The organism is Motilimonas pumila (assembly GCF_003596335.1).
GTDB lineage: Bacteria > Pseudomonadota > Gammaproteobacteria > Enterobacterales > CBDFNC01 > Motilimonas > Motilimonas pumila.
In genome coordinates this window covers 109,124-125,279 of the sequence record NZ_QZCH01000011.1, presented here as the reverse complement: position 1 = coordinate 125,279, position 16,156 = coordinate 109,124, and the positions used below count along the sequence as shown (strand labels likewise).

The following is a 16,156-nucleotide window of genomic DNA, read 5'->3' as shown; positions in this document are numbered from 1 at the left end:
TTTAATGATACTTCGCCTCGTACTCTGCCGACCCAAAACCAACCTTTTTCTTGAACTTGCCTAAACCAAGTATTCCTAAACCCTGCATCTGATACGATGATTGGGCTGGCTTCTTTTGGCAGGACTTTCTGTAATTTGTCGAGAAATGTTTGGTGGCTTTGCGGTGAATGATAGTGCTTATATTCGAAGACTTGTTCGTAAATCTTAACCGCTCGGCCATCGAGTGCGATGGACGCCCGAAGGGTCATATAACGAAGTTGCTCACGCACATCAGACCAGTCAACAAGAATAATAGGACAGGGATTAGCCCGTGTAATTAAGTGGGCGTGCCACTTATAAATGGAGTCTTTTTCGCGGTGTAAATGTGGGTTACCGAGCAGCGTATCGACACGCTTAATGGCATGCTTAACCGTGGTGTTGGAATCCAGTTTTCTGCCAAGCTTGGTTAAGGTTAAATCAGTGCCATTGAGCACGCTTTTAGTGGCAAGTATCAGAGAGAACAGTCGTTTTTTGTGAATATTAGGGCATTGTTCTGTCAGTGTTTGCTGTAGAATTTGAATATCGCGCATCGTTAGGAATTCCTATTAAATTCATTTGATAAGGTGTGTTTTTGGCGAAATTCATTAGATCAGAATGAGCGATGCGCGTCTACTCATTGTTTTTATTGGAAGTTATGAGGGGATTCGTGAGGGTGAGGTGTGTCCTTTGGTTGATAATTGGGATATTGTGGGTACGTGGAACACCGTTATATTTGCCATTGAAGCGTACACTATTACCACGTGCTAAATTCGAGAAAATCAGCAACAGCCATAGGAACACAATGCGAAAGTCCGATAAAAAACTCGATAATGAGCTAAGAGGCTCGCTTACCCGATTATGTGAAAACGAACTTGAAAGAATTGCGGGATTTCAGTGGGTAACGCATACGGTTCACTATCCAAATGTTTCAGCGTCACTGCGAATTATCTGCGTGTTTGATAATAATGAGAGCCTCGCATTGTTCGTATCTTCAAAGGAACAGTCCGTCATTGAATCACGCATTCTTAAGGTACTGGCTGATTTGAATGTGAAACTGAAGAGTGTGCCAAAGCAGTTGGTATTTGATAGCGAAGAAAATTGCGCTCGATTTAACGATGGAAACTGGGCCGAAAGGCTGTCTTAGGCTGGGACGGTCAAGGCTTTGAGCTCGGACTTAACTTTTGCGCTCGGCATCATATAAGGCTTGATTTTAGTCAATGGTTGTTTCTATTTTTGCCGCTTGATGTGCCCTTGGTTGGCCGAGAGAGAGTTTATCAATGATATCACTGCACCTCTTGAGCGAACCTCATGGTTAAGCGTTATTTGTTCTATTTTATGTGTTCAATTTAGGTTGGGTTTTGCGATTATTGTGCAATGATTAGGAAGGGCGCTGCGCCACTTATACTTTCAATTCGCTGTTAACTTGCTACAAATTCAACGATTAAGGCTTGAGGGAGGTATCATGCTACTAAAAGGCTCATGCCATTGTGGGGCAGTGAAGTTTCAACTGGAGTCGAAGCACCCGTATCCCTTTAATATCTGTTATTGCAGCATTTGTCGCAAAACTGCAGGAGGCGGTGGGTATGCCATTAACTTGGCCGGTGAGTACGAAACGTTTACTGTAGAAGGTAAGGAACACATTGCTACCTACAACGCGATGATTGAAGGTAAGAAAAGCCAAGCTCAGAGAAATTTTTGTAAACACTGTGCGAGTGCATTGTGGCTTTATGATCCTCGGTGGCCAGCATTAGTTCACCCCTTTGCATCTGCCATTGATAGCCCATTGCCAATCCCTCCTGAAAAAACACATCTTATGTTAGCAAGTAAACAAGAATGGGTAGAGACGCATGCAACAGCTAAAGATCAGTGTTTTCAACAATACCCCAAAGAAAGCATTGCTCAGTGGCATCAAAGGCTCAATTTAGAAAAACAATAACCAATACACTGCTGTTTATTAAGGCAGTCTAAGCCCGCTCTAGCTGTTATTAATCTACATACATTGGGTTATTTCTGCGCCGTTTGTCAGTACTTATTCACTCGGAACTCAATCGCTAACTCAATCGTTTGCAAGGTTTAACCTTGAGGTGGTGGCGCTATTTTTGTTCCGGCTAGGTAGGTATCATTTTCTTAGCCTGTCATGATGGCTTTACTTTCGGGTTTTATTAAATAAAGCAATGAGTTAAGGTGGGTGAATAGAATGGCAAAGATGGACGCTTGCGCCTGTTTTATCAGATTTCAAGGCAGAGCCTTACTCAGATTTCGGCCTCGCGGTTTTTGACATTGTTACAAGCTGAAAGAGTGTCGGTTAAAGCGAGTTAATCGCTCAAGGGAACCATGAAATACAAGAAAAATGGATTTTGCATAGACGATGAGCGAGAAAGCGTTCAACTAGAAAAAGTGGAAGCCTTGCTCCGCGCTTCCTATTGGGCAAGTGAAAGGAGCCTAGACCTAATAAAAATGTCAATTGAACACAGTGTTTGCTTTTCTTTGTTTCAAGGTCATGAGCAAATAGGCTTTGCCAGAGTGGTAACGGATTTTGCCTCAGTTGCCTATATCTCGGATGTGATTATTGAACCTGAGTTTAGAAAGCTAGGGCTAGGTAAGTGGCTGACTGAAACCATAGTGAATGATCCTCGCTGGAAAGATAAATTACAAATTCTAGTCACAGATGACGCGCACACCTTGTACGAGCGAATTGGTTTTGGTAACAGCCATAAGCTGCTGAGCACGAGCGTTTAATATGAGTTTGAATCTTAACTTTTTTGAACAGCCCGATTTTACCCGACATTTGGTACGGACGTTTGTTATACAGGGAATAATATGAAGTTTGTTTTTATTTTGCTGGCTTTTGCCGTTACAGGCTGCGCCTCTAGTTATCAAGCTCAAGTTGCCGAGGGGGATGCGTTACTGGATAGTGAGATAAGCGTCATTTCAGCAAGTTGTTCGTCTGCTTGCAAAACGGTGATAGAAAACAATATTGCAATAGAAAAAAAGGCGCATGGCTCTAGTATTTCCAGTGTTATGGTACAAGCGTTTAACGGCAACAGGGGAAGCTACGACTATGGCGAGCATCATCAGGTTTTTAATGACCCCATGTGGCTGCAATATGCGCTACAAACCTTGCCGGGCAAGCAGCAGCTAACGGTATATGTTAACTACCATTTGGCAAAGCAGCCCAAAAAGATCGAAGTCACATTTACCGCCAAAGCAGGGCATCGTTATTTCCTGGGACAGGTATTAGACATGCCATATCGCGCGGAAGGCTCAGAATATAAATGGCTGCCTGTAGTGGTAGATTTAACAACCTTAGAGTTGGTGAAAATACAAGGCGCCAACGCTTGGTTACATTACCCCGGTTAACAAACATGTAACGGCTCTTTAGCACGAGTTAACGCTATTTTACGTTTAAATGATGATTAACACTGTCAATAGACACGCTCGTGAAGTAGTCAGCCTACTTCAGGAGCGTGTGAATGCGTGTTTGAGTTAACATTCATCCATTCGCAGACATAGCTTTTGTGCTGTGCTAATGGCAATGAAAGCAGCGATCATTAAACCCTGGCCAGAGCCAAGAGAGTGTGTGAGAAAGGGGGACTGCCCCTATATTTTTATCATTCTAGAAGACTCTGAGTATCAGACAATCTGACAACTAGACAAAAGCTTGATAGCCAAATGGTGTCTTTAAATGCATCATTGTACTACTTGGGTAACGCTTGCGTCGCCTTGAATACTTTCATTTGCGGACTATTTTTTTAGATAAATCGCTCCCCACTATCAAAGAGTGCCAAGTAAAATGCCAGCCCCTGATCCCCTAAAAATTATTGCTTTTAAGACGCCTGATACTCTTGCCCAATGGCTCAAGGCTAACCACGCCACAGAAACAGAATTGTGGGTGAAAATGTTTAAGAAACACAGTGGTATTGACAGTGTGAGCTGGAATGAAGTGGTCATGGAGGCTTTATGCTGGGGTTGGATTGATGGCATCAAAAAGTCGATTGATAACCAAAGTTATCTGCAGCGCATTACTCCCAGAAAGAGCAAAAGTCAGTGGTCGAAGAGAAACACTGAACATGTAGCACGTTTAATAATTGAAGGGCGAATGCAGGCGCAAGGGCTTGTTCATGTAGACGCCGCTAAAGCGGATGGACGCTGGGCGAATGCCTATGTTGTCGGTGATATAGACATTCCTGAAGACTTTATCGCTGCGGTAGGTGAAAACCTTAACGCAAAAACCTTTTTTGGCACGCTGACTAAATCAAGCCGATACGTTATCGCTCACGCCTTAATTAGCGCAAAGAAGCCAGAGACGCGTCAGAGACGTTTTGAAAAATACATGAATATGCTAGCGGAGCAGCAAAAGCCGACATAACTCGCGCACGCTGCACTTGCCGTTTAACACTCACGCCAACTGCCTGAGGGCAATCGTCATAACGAGGTAACATATTGAACAATCTAACCACGAAAGAGATTAAGACATTTATTCCTGCAAAAAATTTTACGGAGAGTAAGCAGTTTTACCTCAATATGGGTTTTGTAATGGCATCGGACTCCGATGGCATTGCCTATTTTCACCATGATAACAGCAGTTTCTTGTTGCAAGATTTTTACGATAAAGCCCATGCAGAAAACATGATGATGCACTTGCTAGTGGAAGACGCTCACGCCTGGCACCGTCATATTCGACAAACGGGAATCGTTGAAACATTCAAGGTGAAAATATCGGACGTTATTGAGCAGCCTTGGGGCATGCTGGATTTTGTCATTTCAGACCCCAGTGGGGTGTTGTGGCGTATTGGACAGAATATTGAACCCTCCAGTTTGTAGCAGACTGAGTATCCGGAGAATGAAAATAGGTGCGATGAAGGGGTGAGTGCGCGTGCGTCTTGAAGCTGTCCGAGTCTGGTGGTTTGTTACATTCAATATGGCCTAGTGACTGTGAAGGAGCAGTCGCAACCTTCTAGTTGGCGGTAATCCGGGCTGAGTTAAACGATATTAGTCTGAGATATGTGTATTAGGAGAGAAAAGTTAAGTTAAGCTAAGCTCTATTGTGCCATGCGCGTAAATGCTTTTTCCATTTCTCCATTTTTCCCCTATGAGCCTGAAGAGGGGTCACCTATTCGCGCCATATGCGCTTTTACGTTTTTGCCATCACGCCAATCAAACAGCCCCGCCAATGAACCGTCGGCACGCGCGTTACATGGCGCCAGTTAAGGCGCAGGTTTTTAGCTTCGCTCTTGTGATGGCGGCATTACTCTCAGTTTAGCTGCCAGCCACATTAGTAGGCCTGGCCTGGCAATAATCAGCGCTTACCTAAGGCGTTGTATCAGCTAATCGATAAAGTCCAGCGTCAATAATAGGCGCGACTCGCTACTGTCAATGGCAGGAGAACGGTGCACTAAGCCGGCATTTTCATTGCCTTGCCATCGTTCACCTTTAAGCAACGCAACATCGCCGCAGCGCAGTGATTGTATGTCAGTTTGTTGCTGGTAAATCCCCGACTCGCTGTCAGTAAGGCCGATGCTGGCCATGCCCAACTTGGCGCGGTTAACGTCTTGATGATGAAGCCATTGCGTAGCCACACCTTGAAAAGTGGTTACTAAACGACAAGGCACTTTATCGACATGGAATTTCGGACACATGGCTCGTTCAAGCACGGTTAAACGCAGTCCCACGCGTTCAAGTTCAAATAGGCAACAAAACATGTCTACCAGCTCAGCAATATTGGCACTTACTTCATCCAGTGCCGAGTCAGAAAATGCCTCTTGAATACTGCCTAGTGCGGTTGATGGTGACACTGTCATTGACGCTTGAAAGTGCGGCTGACTGGCCACAAATGCGGCGACCGTGGCGGTCAGGGACGGGGGCAAGGTACGTTGCCAAATCGCCATATTTACGTCTTCTTGGTAGATATCTGTGAGGGTAGCAGGATCTATTCCCGATGACGCTCGGCGTTGTTTTATGGTTTGTTGAATGCTGTTGATGGCCGCTGGGGCGATGGGGGCAGGGGCTTTGCGATTCATTGCATGCATGATTGCTCCTATTAAGTGTGCTTTTTGAATTTCCTGTTATGTTATATTATAACAAATGGTTGTTTGCAATGAAGCCATGCATATTCTGTGGCTACTGGCTGAGCTAGCCACTTACTGCGGTTATATACCAAGCCAGCGCACAAGTTTGTGTGTGCCGTTTTACTGTCTTCCGACACTTGCTTTACACTGCCTAATGGCCGTCTTCATTGTGAAGGGCTGATTCCTCATTTGGAGCTTGATAATGTTAGAAGCGATTAAGGACGCTTGGCTGTGGACCGGTTTAGAGCCGGTTGAAGTGGTGGTTGAGAATAAATTTGGCAATGTGGTGGTACGAGACGTTGACGATAAATTTTGGCGAATTTGCCCAGAAGAAGCTGAACTGACACTCATCGCCCAGACACGATCGCAATTGAATGCGCTGTGGCAAGATGAGGATTTTCGTTTAGATTGGTTAATGTTAGGTTTAGTGCACCAAGCTGAGCAAACCTTGGGCGCATTACCTGTCGGTAAAAAGTATTGTCTGAAAACTCCCGGAGTACTGGGCGGTGAATATGTCGTTGATAATCTCGGCGTTATTTCATTTGAAGAATTGATTCGTTTTTCTGGGCATTTGGCGCAGCAGCTAGATGGCATTGCAGATGGCAGCAACATTGAATTAGCGCTTATACCTTAACAGTGCTAACAAGACTCCTGAATGCGCTGGGTGATAGCCTTTGCATAAGAGTATGTTGATTTCAATTTAACACCTTGAGCCGGGTTTGGCTTAGCAATAACGGCAATAAAAGCCATTAAAATTGCTCGCTTGATGGCTGCTAACTTATTACCATATCAGCCTATTTATTCAAAAAGAGCGTATTATGTCACTCCCTCCCTGTCCGCAATGCCAATCGGAATATGTATACCAAGATCAAACGCAATTGATTTGCCCTGAGTGTGGCCACGAATGGAACCCCGCAGAGCCAGATCCTGAAGACGTGGCATTGAATGTAAAAGATGCCAATGGCACTTTGCTGCAAGAGGGCGATAAAGTGACTTTAGTTAAGGATCTAAAAGTAAAGGGCAGTTCGCTGGTGCTAAAGATTGGCACCAAAGCCTTGATAAGACGCATCGTCGAAGGCAAAGATCACCAGTTAGACTGTAAGGTGGATGGCGCCGGTGAAATGATGGTGACTGCGATGTTTGTTAAAAAGGCCTAATGCTCATTTTACGCCAGTAGGCCGTTATCGTTGCCGTTTATTTGGTATTGTAATAAGCATTGCGCAAACTAGGCCGCACTGCGCCGCAAGTTCCTGCAGATCTTGCATTTAAGTTGAGGGGCCAAAGACAGATTGGTTTCTGATGAATTCGCCCAATCTCATTTCTATTGATTATAAAAAGAGGCAAGGCTATGAACGAGAAGCAGCAAATTTTACTGCAATTGTTTTGTCGAGAAACGGGGCAGCATGCCTTAGTTGACAAAGACCAGTTGCCAGCGCCGGTTTTGCAACACCAAGTCTACCAAGCGTGGTTAGCAAGCAAAGCGGATTTTCGCATTAGCGACATAACGGGTGGTCACTGGCTAAAAACGTGCACCGCAGGCTACATCACAGAAGTCATTTTTCATCAAGATGGCAAGCTAGATGAATACCGTTTATTTGACCGCTTTCATACCCAAGGTGAGTGGCGTTTAGCGCAAGGTTTACTTCATGTTGCTATCGGCAAAGGGGATAACCGCTACACGTTCGCTGTTGTGGCGCAGCAAGAGGTGAATATTCACTCTGCGGTTGAGCATAAAAATGGTGAGCTGCATTCTTACCTTAAATTGGCCCAGGTAAAATGACCTATATGGCTCGTCATCATGTCATTGGCGCGAAAGCAGACATGAGCCATTGGCGCTTGTTTGGCGGAAGGTTATGGTCGATTGCATGCCTGATAGTTTTTCTCTCAGGATGCAGCAAACCGCTGCCTACAGATAAGGTCAGTTATATTGGAGAGTGGCAAGGTCCGCATATTTACTTACTGATCAGTGCCAGCGGTGAAGTTGAGTATGAAAAAGAGCAAGGCGCCACACGCACCTCCATATCCGGGCCTATCAATCATTTCGAAGGGGATAATTTCAGCGTGGGTTTTGGCTTTATTGCTGCCGATTTTGAAGTGAGTCAGCCGCCATATCAAGCACAAGGCCAATGGTACATGGTGGTCGATGGGGAAGAATTGACCAAATTGTTCTAACAAGGGGCAAGGGCTGGGTCAGAATTGCTCTTCAACTTTAAGCAGCAAGGCCAATGCTCTGCTGCTTATTGATTGAGCGTTATTTCTTCTTGGCGTTAAAAGCGGCCATTTGCGCGTCAGTGGCGGGTAATTGATGGTCCGACTTCCATTGAGAGTAAGGCATTTTGTATACCCATTCTCTGGCTTCGTCGTCACTCAATGGCACAGCCATGGCCTTGGCTTCGGCCGCCAGCCATTTACTTAAGCAGTTACGACAAAAGTCAGCAGTGATCATAAGATCGATGTTTTGAACTTGTTTGTTATCGTCCAAGTGTTTGAGTAAACGTCGAAAAGCAGCTGCTTCAAGTTCTGTTTTTGTCGCTTTATCCATTTTTTCTCCTAACTGTTAAAGATTTTTATCGGCGCGCCGATACATCTTAAGCGATCATAACCAACAGAATGTCAGCTATGCAAATTCAATCTTCGGCCACATTTTCAAGTCTTACCCCAAATGCTTCGCCAGACGCCAGCAATGGGGTCTCAGCTGGGGCAATCAACCGCGAGCCTCGCAGTGGGAGTCAAGTGGATAAGGGCACGCGTGCTGTGGTAAACGAGCCAACAAAACCCGGGATTGAAATGCAAGTGCAAGGCGCAGGTAAGGTGACCATTTCCGCACAAGCATACGAACAACTGCAAGTTGAACAAAATGGTGCCCAGCGTGAGGAAAGTAAAATTCCCAGTCAGTTAAAAGATCAGTTGATTGCGCAGCAGCAAAATAAACAACAAGCCGCTGGGCAAACCGAAGAAGAGAGTAAACAAGAGAAAATAGCCGAAATTAAAAAAGAGATGCGCAAAATAAAAGAAGAGTTGCGCAAACTTGAACACGACAATTCGGAAATGGCGAAAAAGCAAAAGGCGTTGTTAAGTTTGGCGTTAACTCAGCTTAACACCAGCATGTTAGACCTGCTCAAAGATGACATATAAGTGATTTAGATAATATTCATACGCAAGTGGAAAAGCTTGGCTATCTTGTTGTGATGACGCCAATAAAAAACCGCCTCGGCGGTTTTTTTAGTTGTAGCGATGTGCATACTTATCGTTGTTCTAATGCTTCGAGGTAGGTCGCACGGGCAGTTTTTGAGCCATGCTCGCTGGCTTCAAGCATCAGTTGCAATGCCAATTCATGATCTTGCTGGTTTACCGCATCTTTGATTGCTTGGTTATACATGGCTTCAGACGCTGGCAATAGTGCCGTTTGTTTCACTTGCGCGCTCGTAGATACTGCGCTGGCGGACGCCGTAGCGGCCACGGTAGTCGCCGAAGAGGTGGTGGCGTCGGCGGCAGAAGGCTGCACTGAACTCGCGCCTACGATAGCTTGTTTATTCTCACTGGCTTCTCGGGCAGCGGTGGTGCTTGTAACGAGTACGGGTGCCGAGTTATCAACTTCAGTTTCTATCTTGCTGAGTTTAAGTTGCACTTCTCCGGATTGGCTATGAGGAATAAATAAGTTAGGTATATCAGGTGGCTGATTGCCTCTGGCTTTGGCAAGCTGTCTGGCTGGGTGCTCAATCTCAGTGGTTTGGTTTAGCTGGTTTTGGCTGGTCGCCACTACGACAACCGCTGCGCCTGTGGTACTGTCAACGTCGAATTTAAGTTGTAATCGGTCTGGGCTGATCACGCCAGACGGTTGATGAGTCACTTTGTCTTGGCCATAAGTAGCCAGTATATTACCACTGGCATCTAATACATAAGCCGTTGGGGCAAAAACCGATTTATAGATGTTTGAACGCAGTCTTACCTGATATTGCCCGGATGGAATGTTAAAGGCGTGATAGTGGCTACTGCCCAGAGGGAGGTTAGCACTGGTTGTATTCACGTCGAAGGTGAGGGTGCGTTTATTGTCTTCTAGCGTTATCGCTTGAGCGTTGAGTTGGGAGAAGTTTGCTGCCTGAGCTGGCACAAAAACAGTGGTGAAACTCAATACACCCAATAAGGCTAAGCCTTGGATTGTTTTTCTCATCGCGAGTCCTTGTCATTATGGTAAGTCGCTGGGCCGCCGTAGCGACGGCCCAGCTATACAGCATAGTCAATTACCACCAAGCTTCCATTTGCAAGCCAAAGGTCACTTCGTCTTTGTTACCATCGTTGATCTCAATGTCTGAATTTTTGCCATAAGTCGCAAATGCGCGCAGCGCTGGGCGAGCCCAGATACTAGGGCCTGCTTGCCATTGCTGTGCTAAGGTCACTTTTGTTAGGCTGTTATCTTCACGAGTAGGATCCGCAGAAATGGCCGATTTTTTCCATGAAACGTCATCATAACCTAGCTCTAGTAAGGTACTCATGGTATTGCTCCATTTGTACATGGGGCGAATACCTATGCTCCACCAATCGCGGTTATCGGTACCATAGCCTTTGTCGTCTAGGTCTGTTTTCTCATACAGCATCACATACATCATTTCCCAGTTGCTACTGAGCTCAATGGCACCATGGTCAATAATGCGCCATGCATTGCCCGAGTTAGTTTTTGAGATAGTAGAACCATCAGTCATGCCTTCTTGGTTACCAAAGCCCATCAGTGAGCCTGAAAAACCATTGCCTGCCATGGCGTCAGATGCATATTGTAATACCAGCTTATTAAAGCCATTCATCACGGGTAAAGTGTGTTCTGCGGTAAGCAAAAAACCGTCTTTTGCAAAGTCGCCGTGCAGTTTATTGTCATCTGTATCAGAATATTTGGCGTAATTGATACCCAGCTCTAAGGCGCCAAAATTACCCAGTTGAATGTCCGAGAAGCGTAAATCCAAGTTATTACCGGTAAAGCTAGAAGCTTCAGACCATTCGTTGCCGATTTCACTATTACCGCCAGTGTCTTGAGTGTTTCTTAACCAAGCAAACGACATTTTTGCGCCGCCAAGGTTAATGTTCTCGATACCGCCACCAGGCGCAGAAGTATTCCAGTAGTAGAAATCTATCATGTGTACGTCATGACGACGATAGAAGCGTTTACCAGCCCAAATACTGGCACCGGGTAAGCTTTCTATTAGGTTATCGCCAATTACAAACGCTTCGCGAAAAGCGGGGTCGGTGGCTTCCCAGTCGTTGGCTTGGTCAATGCTAAAGGCCATGTTGGTGTCTAAATAAAAGCGTTTGCCGTCTTCGTTGTAAAGTTCTTGACCAAATTTAAGCTCGCCGTAGGTTTCAGTTTCATTACCTAGGCGGTATTTACTGGCTGCGCCTTGGGCTTGCATTGGCACTTGGTCGCCGCCGCTGCCACTTGAGCCTATGCCTGAGCGTAAATAGCCGTGGAAGTCGACCGCAACAGCTTGTCCGGCCATCAGTGCTGCAGAAACTGCAGCTGCAAGAGGTAGTATTTTCATTGTTTCATTTCCCATTTTTGGTGATGTAACACGATCATTCCTTGCAGATTTCGCTGCGCTCGTGCTTTGGTTTTCGGTTCACAGGTCCCATTTACGGGGTGCTATACGCCGACTTCCTTGTAGCTGCGCTGACAGGCTGTGCCGTCTTCTCGAAACAGGTGGCACCTGTGAGCGGGAAGGGCAAAGCGAAACTGCGCGCCTTCGCTGACATCCACAACATCGGGGTAGCGCACGATAAGTTTGCTGTCGATGTCTTTGGAGGCCAGGTAGATTTGAGTTTCATGGCCGAGCTGTTCTACGACCTGAACCTCTCCTTTTAATTCTGGACCAACGATATTTTCGCTGGCGGCTAATACTGAATTCGCCTCGCCGCTAAACGGCGAGGTATCGATATGCTCGGGGCGAATACCTATGGATACACGCTCACCCTCATGCAGTTTGTCAGGGTGCACTTGCACTGTGATGAGCTGCTTATTACAGAGTTTTAGTTGCACTTCACTCTGGCCAAGCTTTTCAACCGTGGCGGGAATGAAATTCATCTTTGGTGAACCGATAAAGCCCGCGACGAAGCGGTCGGTTGGGTAATGGTATAACTCTAGCGGCGAGCCTACCTGAGCAACGCGGCCACCTTCTAATACCACAATGCGATCTGCCATGGTCATTGCTTCTACTTGGTCATGGGTGACGTACACCATGGTGGCGTTGAGACGTTTATGCAGCTTAGAAATCTCTATGCGCATTTGTACCCGCAGTGACGCATCTAAATTTGAGAGTGGCTCATCAAACAGCAATACTTTGGGCCGATTAACCAAGGTGCGGCCGATCGCAACACGTTGCTGCTGACCGCCGGATAATTCTTTGGGTTTACGATTCAAAACATGCCCAAGCTGTAAAATGCTTGAGGCGTATTCCACCCTTTCAGCGATTTCTTCGGGATCCGTTTTGGCCAGTTTCAGCCCAAAAATCATGTTCTCTTTGACGCTTAGGTGGGGGTAAAGCGCGTAAGATTGAAACACCATGCTGATATGGCGTTTTGACGGCGGTATATCATTCATACGCTCGCCGTCGATGTATAAATCCCCTGAAGTAATGTCTTCTAGGCCGGCTATCATGCGCAGTAAGGTGGTCTTACCGCACCCAGAGGGACCGACAAAAGCGACAAACTCCCCTTGTTGGATATCTAAATCAATGTCTTTTTGGACCACATTTTTACCGTAGGCTTTGCACACCTTTTTTAACGTGACACTTGCCATCTCATCCCCTTTTGCTCTGTGCTGGTAGCGTTTATAGCCTTGCGCATCAATACCAGACAGTGTGGGGCTTACCTTGTGTTTTGACATCCTCCTGTGCGGGGGCGTAGGCATACAAATCAGGGGGGATGAGACATAAGTGAGATGTCTATCACGATTTTTTGAGGTTGTTCGTTGTGATCCTCTAGCTAAATATTGCTTATTGACTTAGGTAACATCGGGGGAGGGTTCGCTTTGAAGCTTGATAAGTATTGTGGCTGCTCAAGCTTCCTTTTCAATAAGGACGCTGCCATTGTTATTGAGCACCCAAGGTGGCGTTCTTAACATGCCACCCATTTACTTTGCCTCAGTAGTTTTTAATATGCTAACGATAGCAGTTGATTGCTAAGGTTGATCGCTTCTTCGCGGCCAGATAAGCCAAGTTTTTGATACAGGTTACGAATATGGGATTTTACGGTAGTAGGGGCGACATCCATGGTTTTTGAGATTTTATCATTGGTATAGCCGTGATGAATAAAACCCAGCACCTGCCATTCTCGTGAAGTGAGAGGAATATTTTTGACCAACGAGGGGACTTGAGGGTGATCTAATATTTCACTGACTTTATTTGCCTCAAATGGCGTAATAAGATCCTCTTTGGCTTGGTACTGGGCTAAATCTAGCAGCTCAGAGATTTTGTGTTTCACGGCTTTGGTGACGCTTGGCTGCTGCTGCAGTTCATCCATCAGCGGCAGCAGTGGTTGGCCATGGCGGATAAAGCAGGTGGTTAACCCCGTAAACAATGAAGCTTCTAAGGCGGTTATCACAGAAGCTTTAGCGGCGTCTTTATCACCCATTTGCACGCAAATACTGGCCAGCAGTATGTGGTTACGATTGATATCGACGTGCAGCTGACAACGCCGCGCGTCTTTGATGATTTCTCGACATAACGATTGAGCTTGGCTCAGTTGCCCCAATTGCATCATGGCGCGAATGCGGTTTCGCCAGTGACATTGGTCAAAACGATTGAAAGCACTGGCGGGCTCTGGCGCGCTAGCTAACCATTGCGCCAAGGCACAATGATCCCCTTTACTGCGCCAATATTTAATTCTGGCATAGTTGGCGTTCGCCACCCAGTCGCTGTGATATTGCTTGTTATGCAATAAATGTTCGATACGCTCAATGAGTTGATGACTGGCACTGTCATCGCCGCGCTCTAACGCAATTTTTGCTTGCAATGAATAGCAAAACAGCAACCATTTATCGCCGTAGGCAGATGCCACTTCAAGGGCTTGCTCGCTCAAAGCTTGTGCTTGTTCAAATTGATAGTGTTGATAAGCCAGTAAGGCCTTAAAGTGTAACGCAAACGTATATAAAGGTAATTGGTCAAGGTGATGGGATTTAATCAGTTGCTCTAATTGCCCCAGTAACTGCTCAGCAGCGTCTTTTTCGGCTTGAGCGTAGAGGATTTCAACTTGCTGGTACATTGCCCATGCTGCCGTTTGATATTGCTGGTGGCGCAATGCACTCTGCCTGACATTTTCTTGTTGCTTGTACGCTGCCGCCAGTTGCCCTTGGCAATGAAAAGCCTCGCCAATAACAGATTGGGCCGCTAATCGGGTATGAGAGTCGCCTTCGTTAAGCTGCGCCATCGCTCGGTTGGCTTTTAATAATGCGTCATCCACTTTGCCTTGGCTGATTGCCACTTGCGCCTCAAGGGCTTCAAATTTTGCGCTGAGCTCTGCTGGAATAGTTATTTTGTGGCGTTGGAACCAATTTCTGGCCTGCGTTAATAAAGGTTGCACTTGGTCGTTTTGATGACGAACTTGGTACATCCATGCTTTAAGTAATACCAATTGTGGGTGGTTTAAAAAAGCGTCTCCCAATAAATCAAAGCAAAGATCTAAGCCAGAGACTTCACCTTCGTGGAAAATTAACCAACCTGCTTGTAGCAGCAAGTCTGTGACTAACTGTTTGTCTTGGGTATACAAAACGTGGGGTAATGCATAGATGGGCATATCACGTTGTAACCATATCTTGGCTATTTTTAGGTCGTCATGTTGTCGCTGTGGGCATTTGGCTTTTTCATGAAGTAAGAAACCTTTAAATAATGCGTGAAAGCTAAACCATTGTTTTTGCACATCTCTGGCGACCAAAAACAGGCCGTCGGTTTCCATTTTTTCCAGCACTTGCTGACCGTCATTGCGACCGGTTAAATGATTGACCATTTCGGCGTCTACTTGCTTGAGTGGGGCAATATCTAACAGTAATTGCTGTTCGTCGTCAGTTAAGGGGGCAAAAACTTCATCTTCAAGGTAGTCCCATAAATGTGCGTGCTGGCTTTTGGCAATTTGCTCGGCGCATTGCAAAAAGTGTTCTGGATTTTTGGCGGTGAGCGCAACCAATTGCAGCGCCGAGGGCCAGCCCTCTACTTTGTTTTTGAGATCTCGCAAACTTTGACTGGATACTTCAAAGTTAAGCCGTAAAGCGAAAAAGGCCGTGACTTCTTTTAAGTCAAACGCCAGCATTTCAGGGTGAATTTCGATGAGTTGTTGCTTTAAACGCAGACTCGACAGAGACAGAGGCGGTCGATTGCGGCTGGTGATCGCCACCTTCCAATTGGTTGGCATGTATTTAATCAGCAACTTCATGGCTTGATGAATTTCGGGTTGCGTGATGCAATGGTAATCGTCTAAAACCAGAGTGAGCGGTACTTGGCTTTGGCCGATTTCATCCAATAATTGTGTGATGAGTGTGGTTAAGTTGGCAAAGCTGCGTTGTTGTAGCATTTGCAGCGTTTTTTCACACGCCTGTTGGCTGCTGTTGTAAATAGTTTGAATCAGATAACTGGCAAAGCGATAAGGATCATCATCGAATTTATCGAGGGCGTACCATGCCAGATTGGGCTGCTGGTTACTCCATTGCATGATAGTGGACGTTTTACTGTATCCTGCAGGGCCACAAACCAGAATCAGTTTAGTTGCATCTGTGTGTTGCAACGCCGCGGCAAGCCGAGGCCTTGAAACCAATGATTGTAGGTTTTGTGGTTGGTTTATCTTCGACGCTATGAACATTGACACACCTGCTTTTACCATTAGTCTGACCGAAACAGAGCAGTAACATCCTTATTACGCTTTTTATTTATAGCAGTAAAACCGCTATTGAGTTGAATAATTACATTTTAATGAAAATTCCCCCTATGTTTTTGTGAGGTAACGCACTGTGAAACACTGTGTTACAAACGTTTTGTAAGTCAGTTTCAGTTTTGGGGGCAGCGGGGGCGTAAAATGCTCACTGGGGGCGTAGAGGGAAG

18 protein-coding genes are annotated in these 16,156 nt (G+C 45.8%); 11 read left to right on the top strand and 7 right to left on the bottom strand.

Going from position 1 to position 16,156, the window contains the following annotated elements; genetic code table 11:
* A partial coding sequence (locus D1Z90_RS10280; RefSeq protein WP_119910659.1) for an IS4 family transposase occupies positions 1–569 on the bottom strand: 569 nt, incomplete at its 3' end.
* Positions 570–820: 251 nt separating this feature from the next.
* Here D1Z90_RS10280 and D1Z90_RS10275 point away from each other — a divergent pair.
* From D1Z90_RS10275 to D1Z90_RS10250, 6 genes are all read left to right on the top strand, one after another.
* Positions 821–1,162, top strand: coding sequence for a Fis family transcriptional regulator (locus tag D1Z90_RS10275; RefSeq protein WP_119910658.1), 342 nt, complete (start codon positions 821–823; stop codon positions 1,160–1,162).
* 318 nt (positions 1,163–1,480) lie between these two features.
* Positions 1,481–1,954, top strand: coding sequence for a GFA family protein (locus tag D1Z90_RS10270; RefSeq protein ID WP_119910657.1), 474 nt, complete (start codon positions 1,481–1,483; stop codon positions 1,952–1,954).
* A 398-nt stretch (positions 1,955–2,352) separates the two neighbouring features.
* Complete coding sequence (locus D1Z90_RS10265; RefSeq protein WP_119910656.1) at positions 2,353–2,757, top strand: GNAT family N-acetyltransferase; 405 nt, start codon at positions 2,353–2,355, stop codon at positions 2,755–2,757.
* A gap of 81 nt (positions 2,758–2,838) precedes the next feature.
* Entirely contained in the window at positions 2,839–3,378 is a 540-nt protein-coding gene (locus D1Z90_RS10260; RefSeq protein WP_119910655.1) for a hypothetical protein, read from the top strand.
* 433 nt (positions 3,379–3,811) lie between these two features.
* Complete coding sequence (locus D1Z90_RS10255; protein WP_119910654.1) at positions 3,812–4,387, top strand: YdeI/OmpD-associated family protein; 576 nt, start codon at positions 3,812–3,814, stop codon at positions 4,385–4,387.
* 74 nt (positions 4,388–4,461) lie between these two features.
* On the top strand, positions 4,462–4,842 hold the full coding sequence (locus tag D1Z90_RS10250) for a VOC family protein (RefSeq protein ID WP_119910653.1): 381 nt from the start codon (positions 4,462–4,464) through the stop codon (positions 4,840–4,842).
* A gap of 503 nt (positions 4,843–5,345) precedes the next feature.
* Here the strand turns inward: D1Z90_RS10250 and D1Z90_RS10245 are convergent.
* Positions 5,346–6,047: a DUF1826 domain-containing protein gene (locus D1Z90_RS10245; RefSeq protein WP_232525237.1), complete on the bottom strand. Its 702-nt coding sequence runs from the start codon at positions 6,045–6,047 to the stop codon at positions 5,346–5,348.
* Between the two features lie 241 nt (positions 6,048–6,288).
* Here D1Z90_RS10245 and D1Z90_RS10240 point away from each other — a divergent pair, with 241 nt between their 5' ends.
* The 4 genes from D1Z90_RS10240 (at position 6,289) to D1Z90_RS10225 (ending at position 8,258) form a co-directional block, all read left to right on the top strand.
* Positions 6,289–6,720, top strand: coding sequence for a T6SS immunity protein Tdi1 domain-containing protein (locus D1Z90_RS10240; protein WP_119910652.1), 432 nt, complete (start codon positions 6,289–6,291; stop codon positions 6,718–6,720).
* 184 nt (positions 6,721–6,904) lie between these two features.
* Positions 6,905–7,243: a zinc ribbon domain-containing protein YjdM gene (locus tag D1Z90_RS10235; RefSeq protein ID WP_119910651.1), complete on the top strand. Its 339-nt coding sequence runs from the start codon at positions 6,905–6,907 to the stop codon at positions 7,241–7,243.
* A gap of 191 nt (positions 7,244–7,434) precedes the next feature.
* Positions 7,435–7,866, top strand: coding sequence for a hypothetical protein (locus D1Z90_RS10230; RefSeq protein ID WP_119910650.1), 432 nt, complete (start codon positions 7,435–7,437; stop codon positions 7,864–7,866).
* 5 nt (positions 7,867–7,871) lie between these two features.
* Positions 7,872–8,258 (top strand): hypothetical protein, encoded by a 387-nt coding sequence (locus D1Z90_RS10225; protein ID WP_232525236.1) that lies wholly within the window; start codon positions 7,872–7,874, stop codon positions 8,256–8,258.
* A 79-nt stretch (positions 8,259–8,337) separates the two neighbouring features.
* On the opposite strand, the gene D1Z90_RS10220 is transcribed toward D1Z90_RS10225, so the two are convergent.
* Positions 8,338–8,628, bottom strand: coding sequence for a DUF1244 domain-containing protein (locus D1Z90_RS10220; RefSeq protein ID WP_119910649.1), 291 nt, complete (start codon positions 8,626–8,628; stop codon positions 8,338–8,340).
* Positions 8,629–8,705: 77 nt separating this feature from the next.
* On the opposite strand from D1Z90_RS10220, the gene D1Z90_RS10215 reads away from it, so the two are divergent.
* Positions 8,706–9,221, top strand: a complete 516-nt coding sequence (locus tag D1Z90_RS10215; RefSeq protein ID WP_158587101.1) for a hypothetical protein — start codon at positions 8,706–8,708, stop codon at positions 9,219–9,221.
* A gap of 109 nt (positions 9,222–9,330) precedes the next feature.
* On the opposite strand, the gene D1Z90_RS10210 is transcribed toward D1Z90_RS10215, so the two are convergent.
* The 4 genes from D1Z90_RS10210 to malT form a co-directional block, all read right to left on the bottom strand.
* On the bottom strand, positions 9,331–10,257 hold the full coding sequence (locus D1Z90_RS10210) for a MalM family protein (protein WP_119910647.1): 927 nt from the start codon (positions 10,255–10,257) through the stop codon (positions 9,331–9,333).
* A gap of 70 nt (positions 10,258–10,327) precedes the next feature.
* Complete coding sequence (locus tag D1Z90_RS10205) at positions 10,328–11,614, bottom strand: maltoporin (protein ID WP_232525235.1); 1,287 nt, start codon at positions 11,612–11,614, stop codon at positions 10,328–10,330.
* A gap of 101 nt (positions 11,615–11,715) precedes the next feature.
* Positions 11,716–12,867: a maltose/maltodextrin ABC transporter ATP-binding protein MalK gene (gene malK / locus D1Z90_RS10200; RefSeq protein ID WP_119910668.1), complete on the bottom strand. Its 1,152-nt coding sequence runs from the start codon at positions 12,865–12,867 to the stop codon at positions 11,716–11,718.
* Between the two features lie 353 nt (positions 12,868–13,220).
* On the bottom strand, positions 13,221–15,917 hold the full coding sequence (malT, locus tag D1Z90_RS10195) for an HTH-type transcriptional regulator MalT (protein WP_158587100.1): 2,697 nt from the start codon (positions 15,915–15,917) through the stop codon (positions 13,221–13,223).
* Between the last annotated feature and the right edge of the window lie 239 nt (positions 15,918–16,156).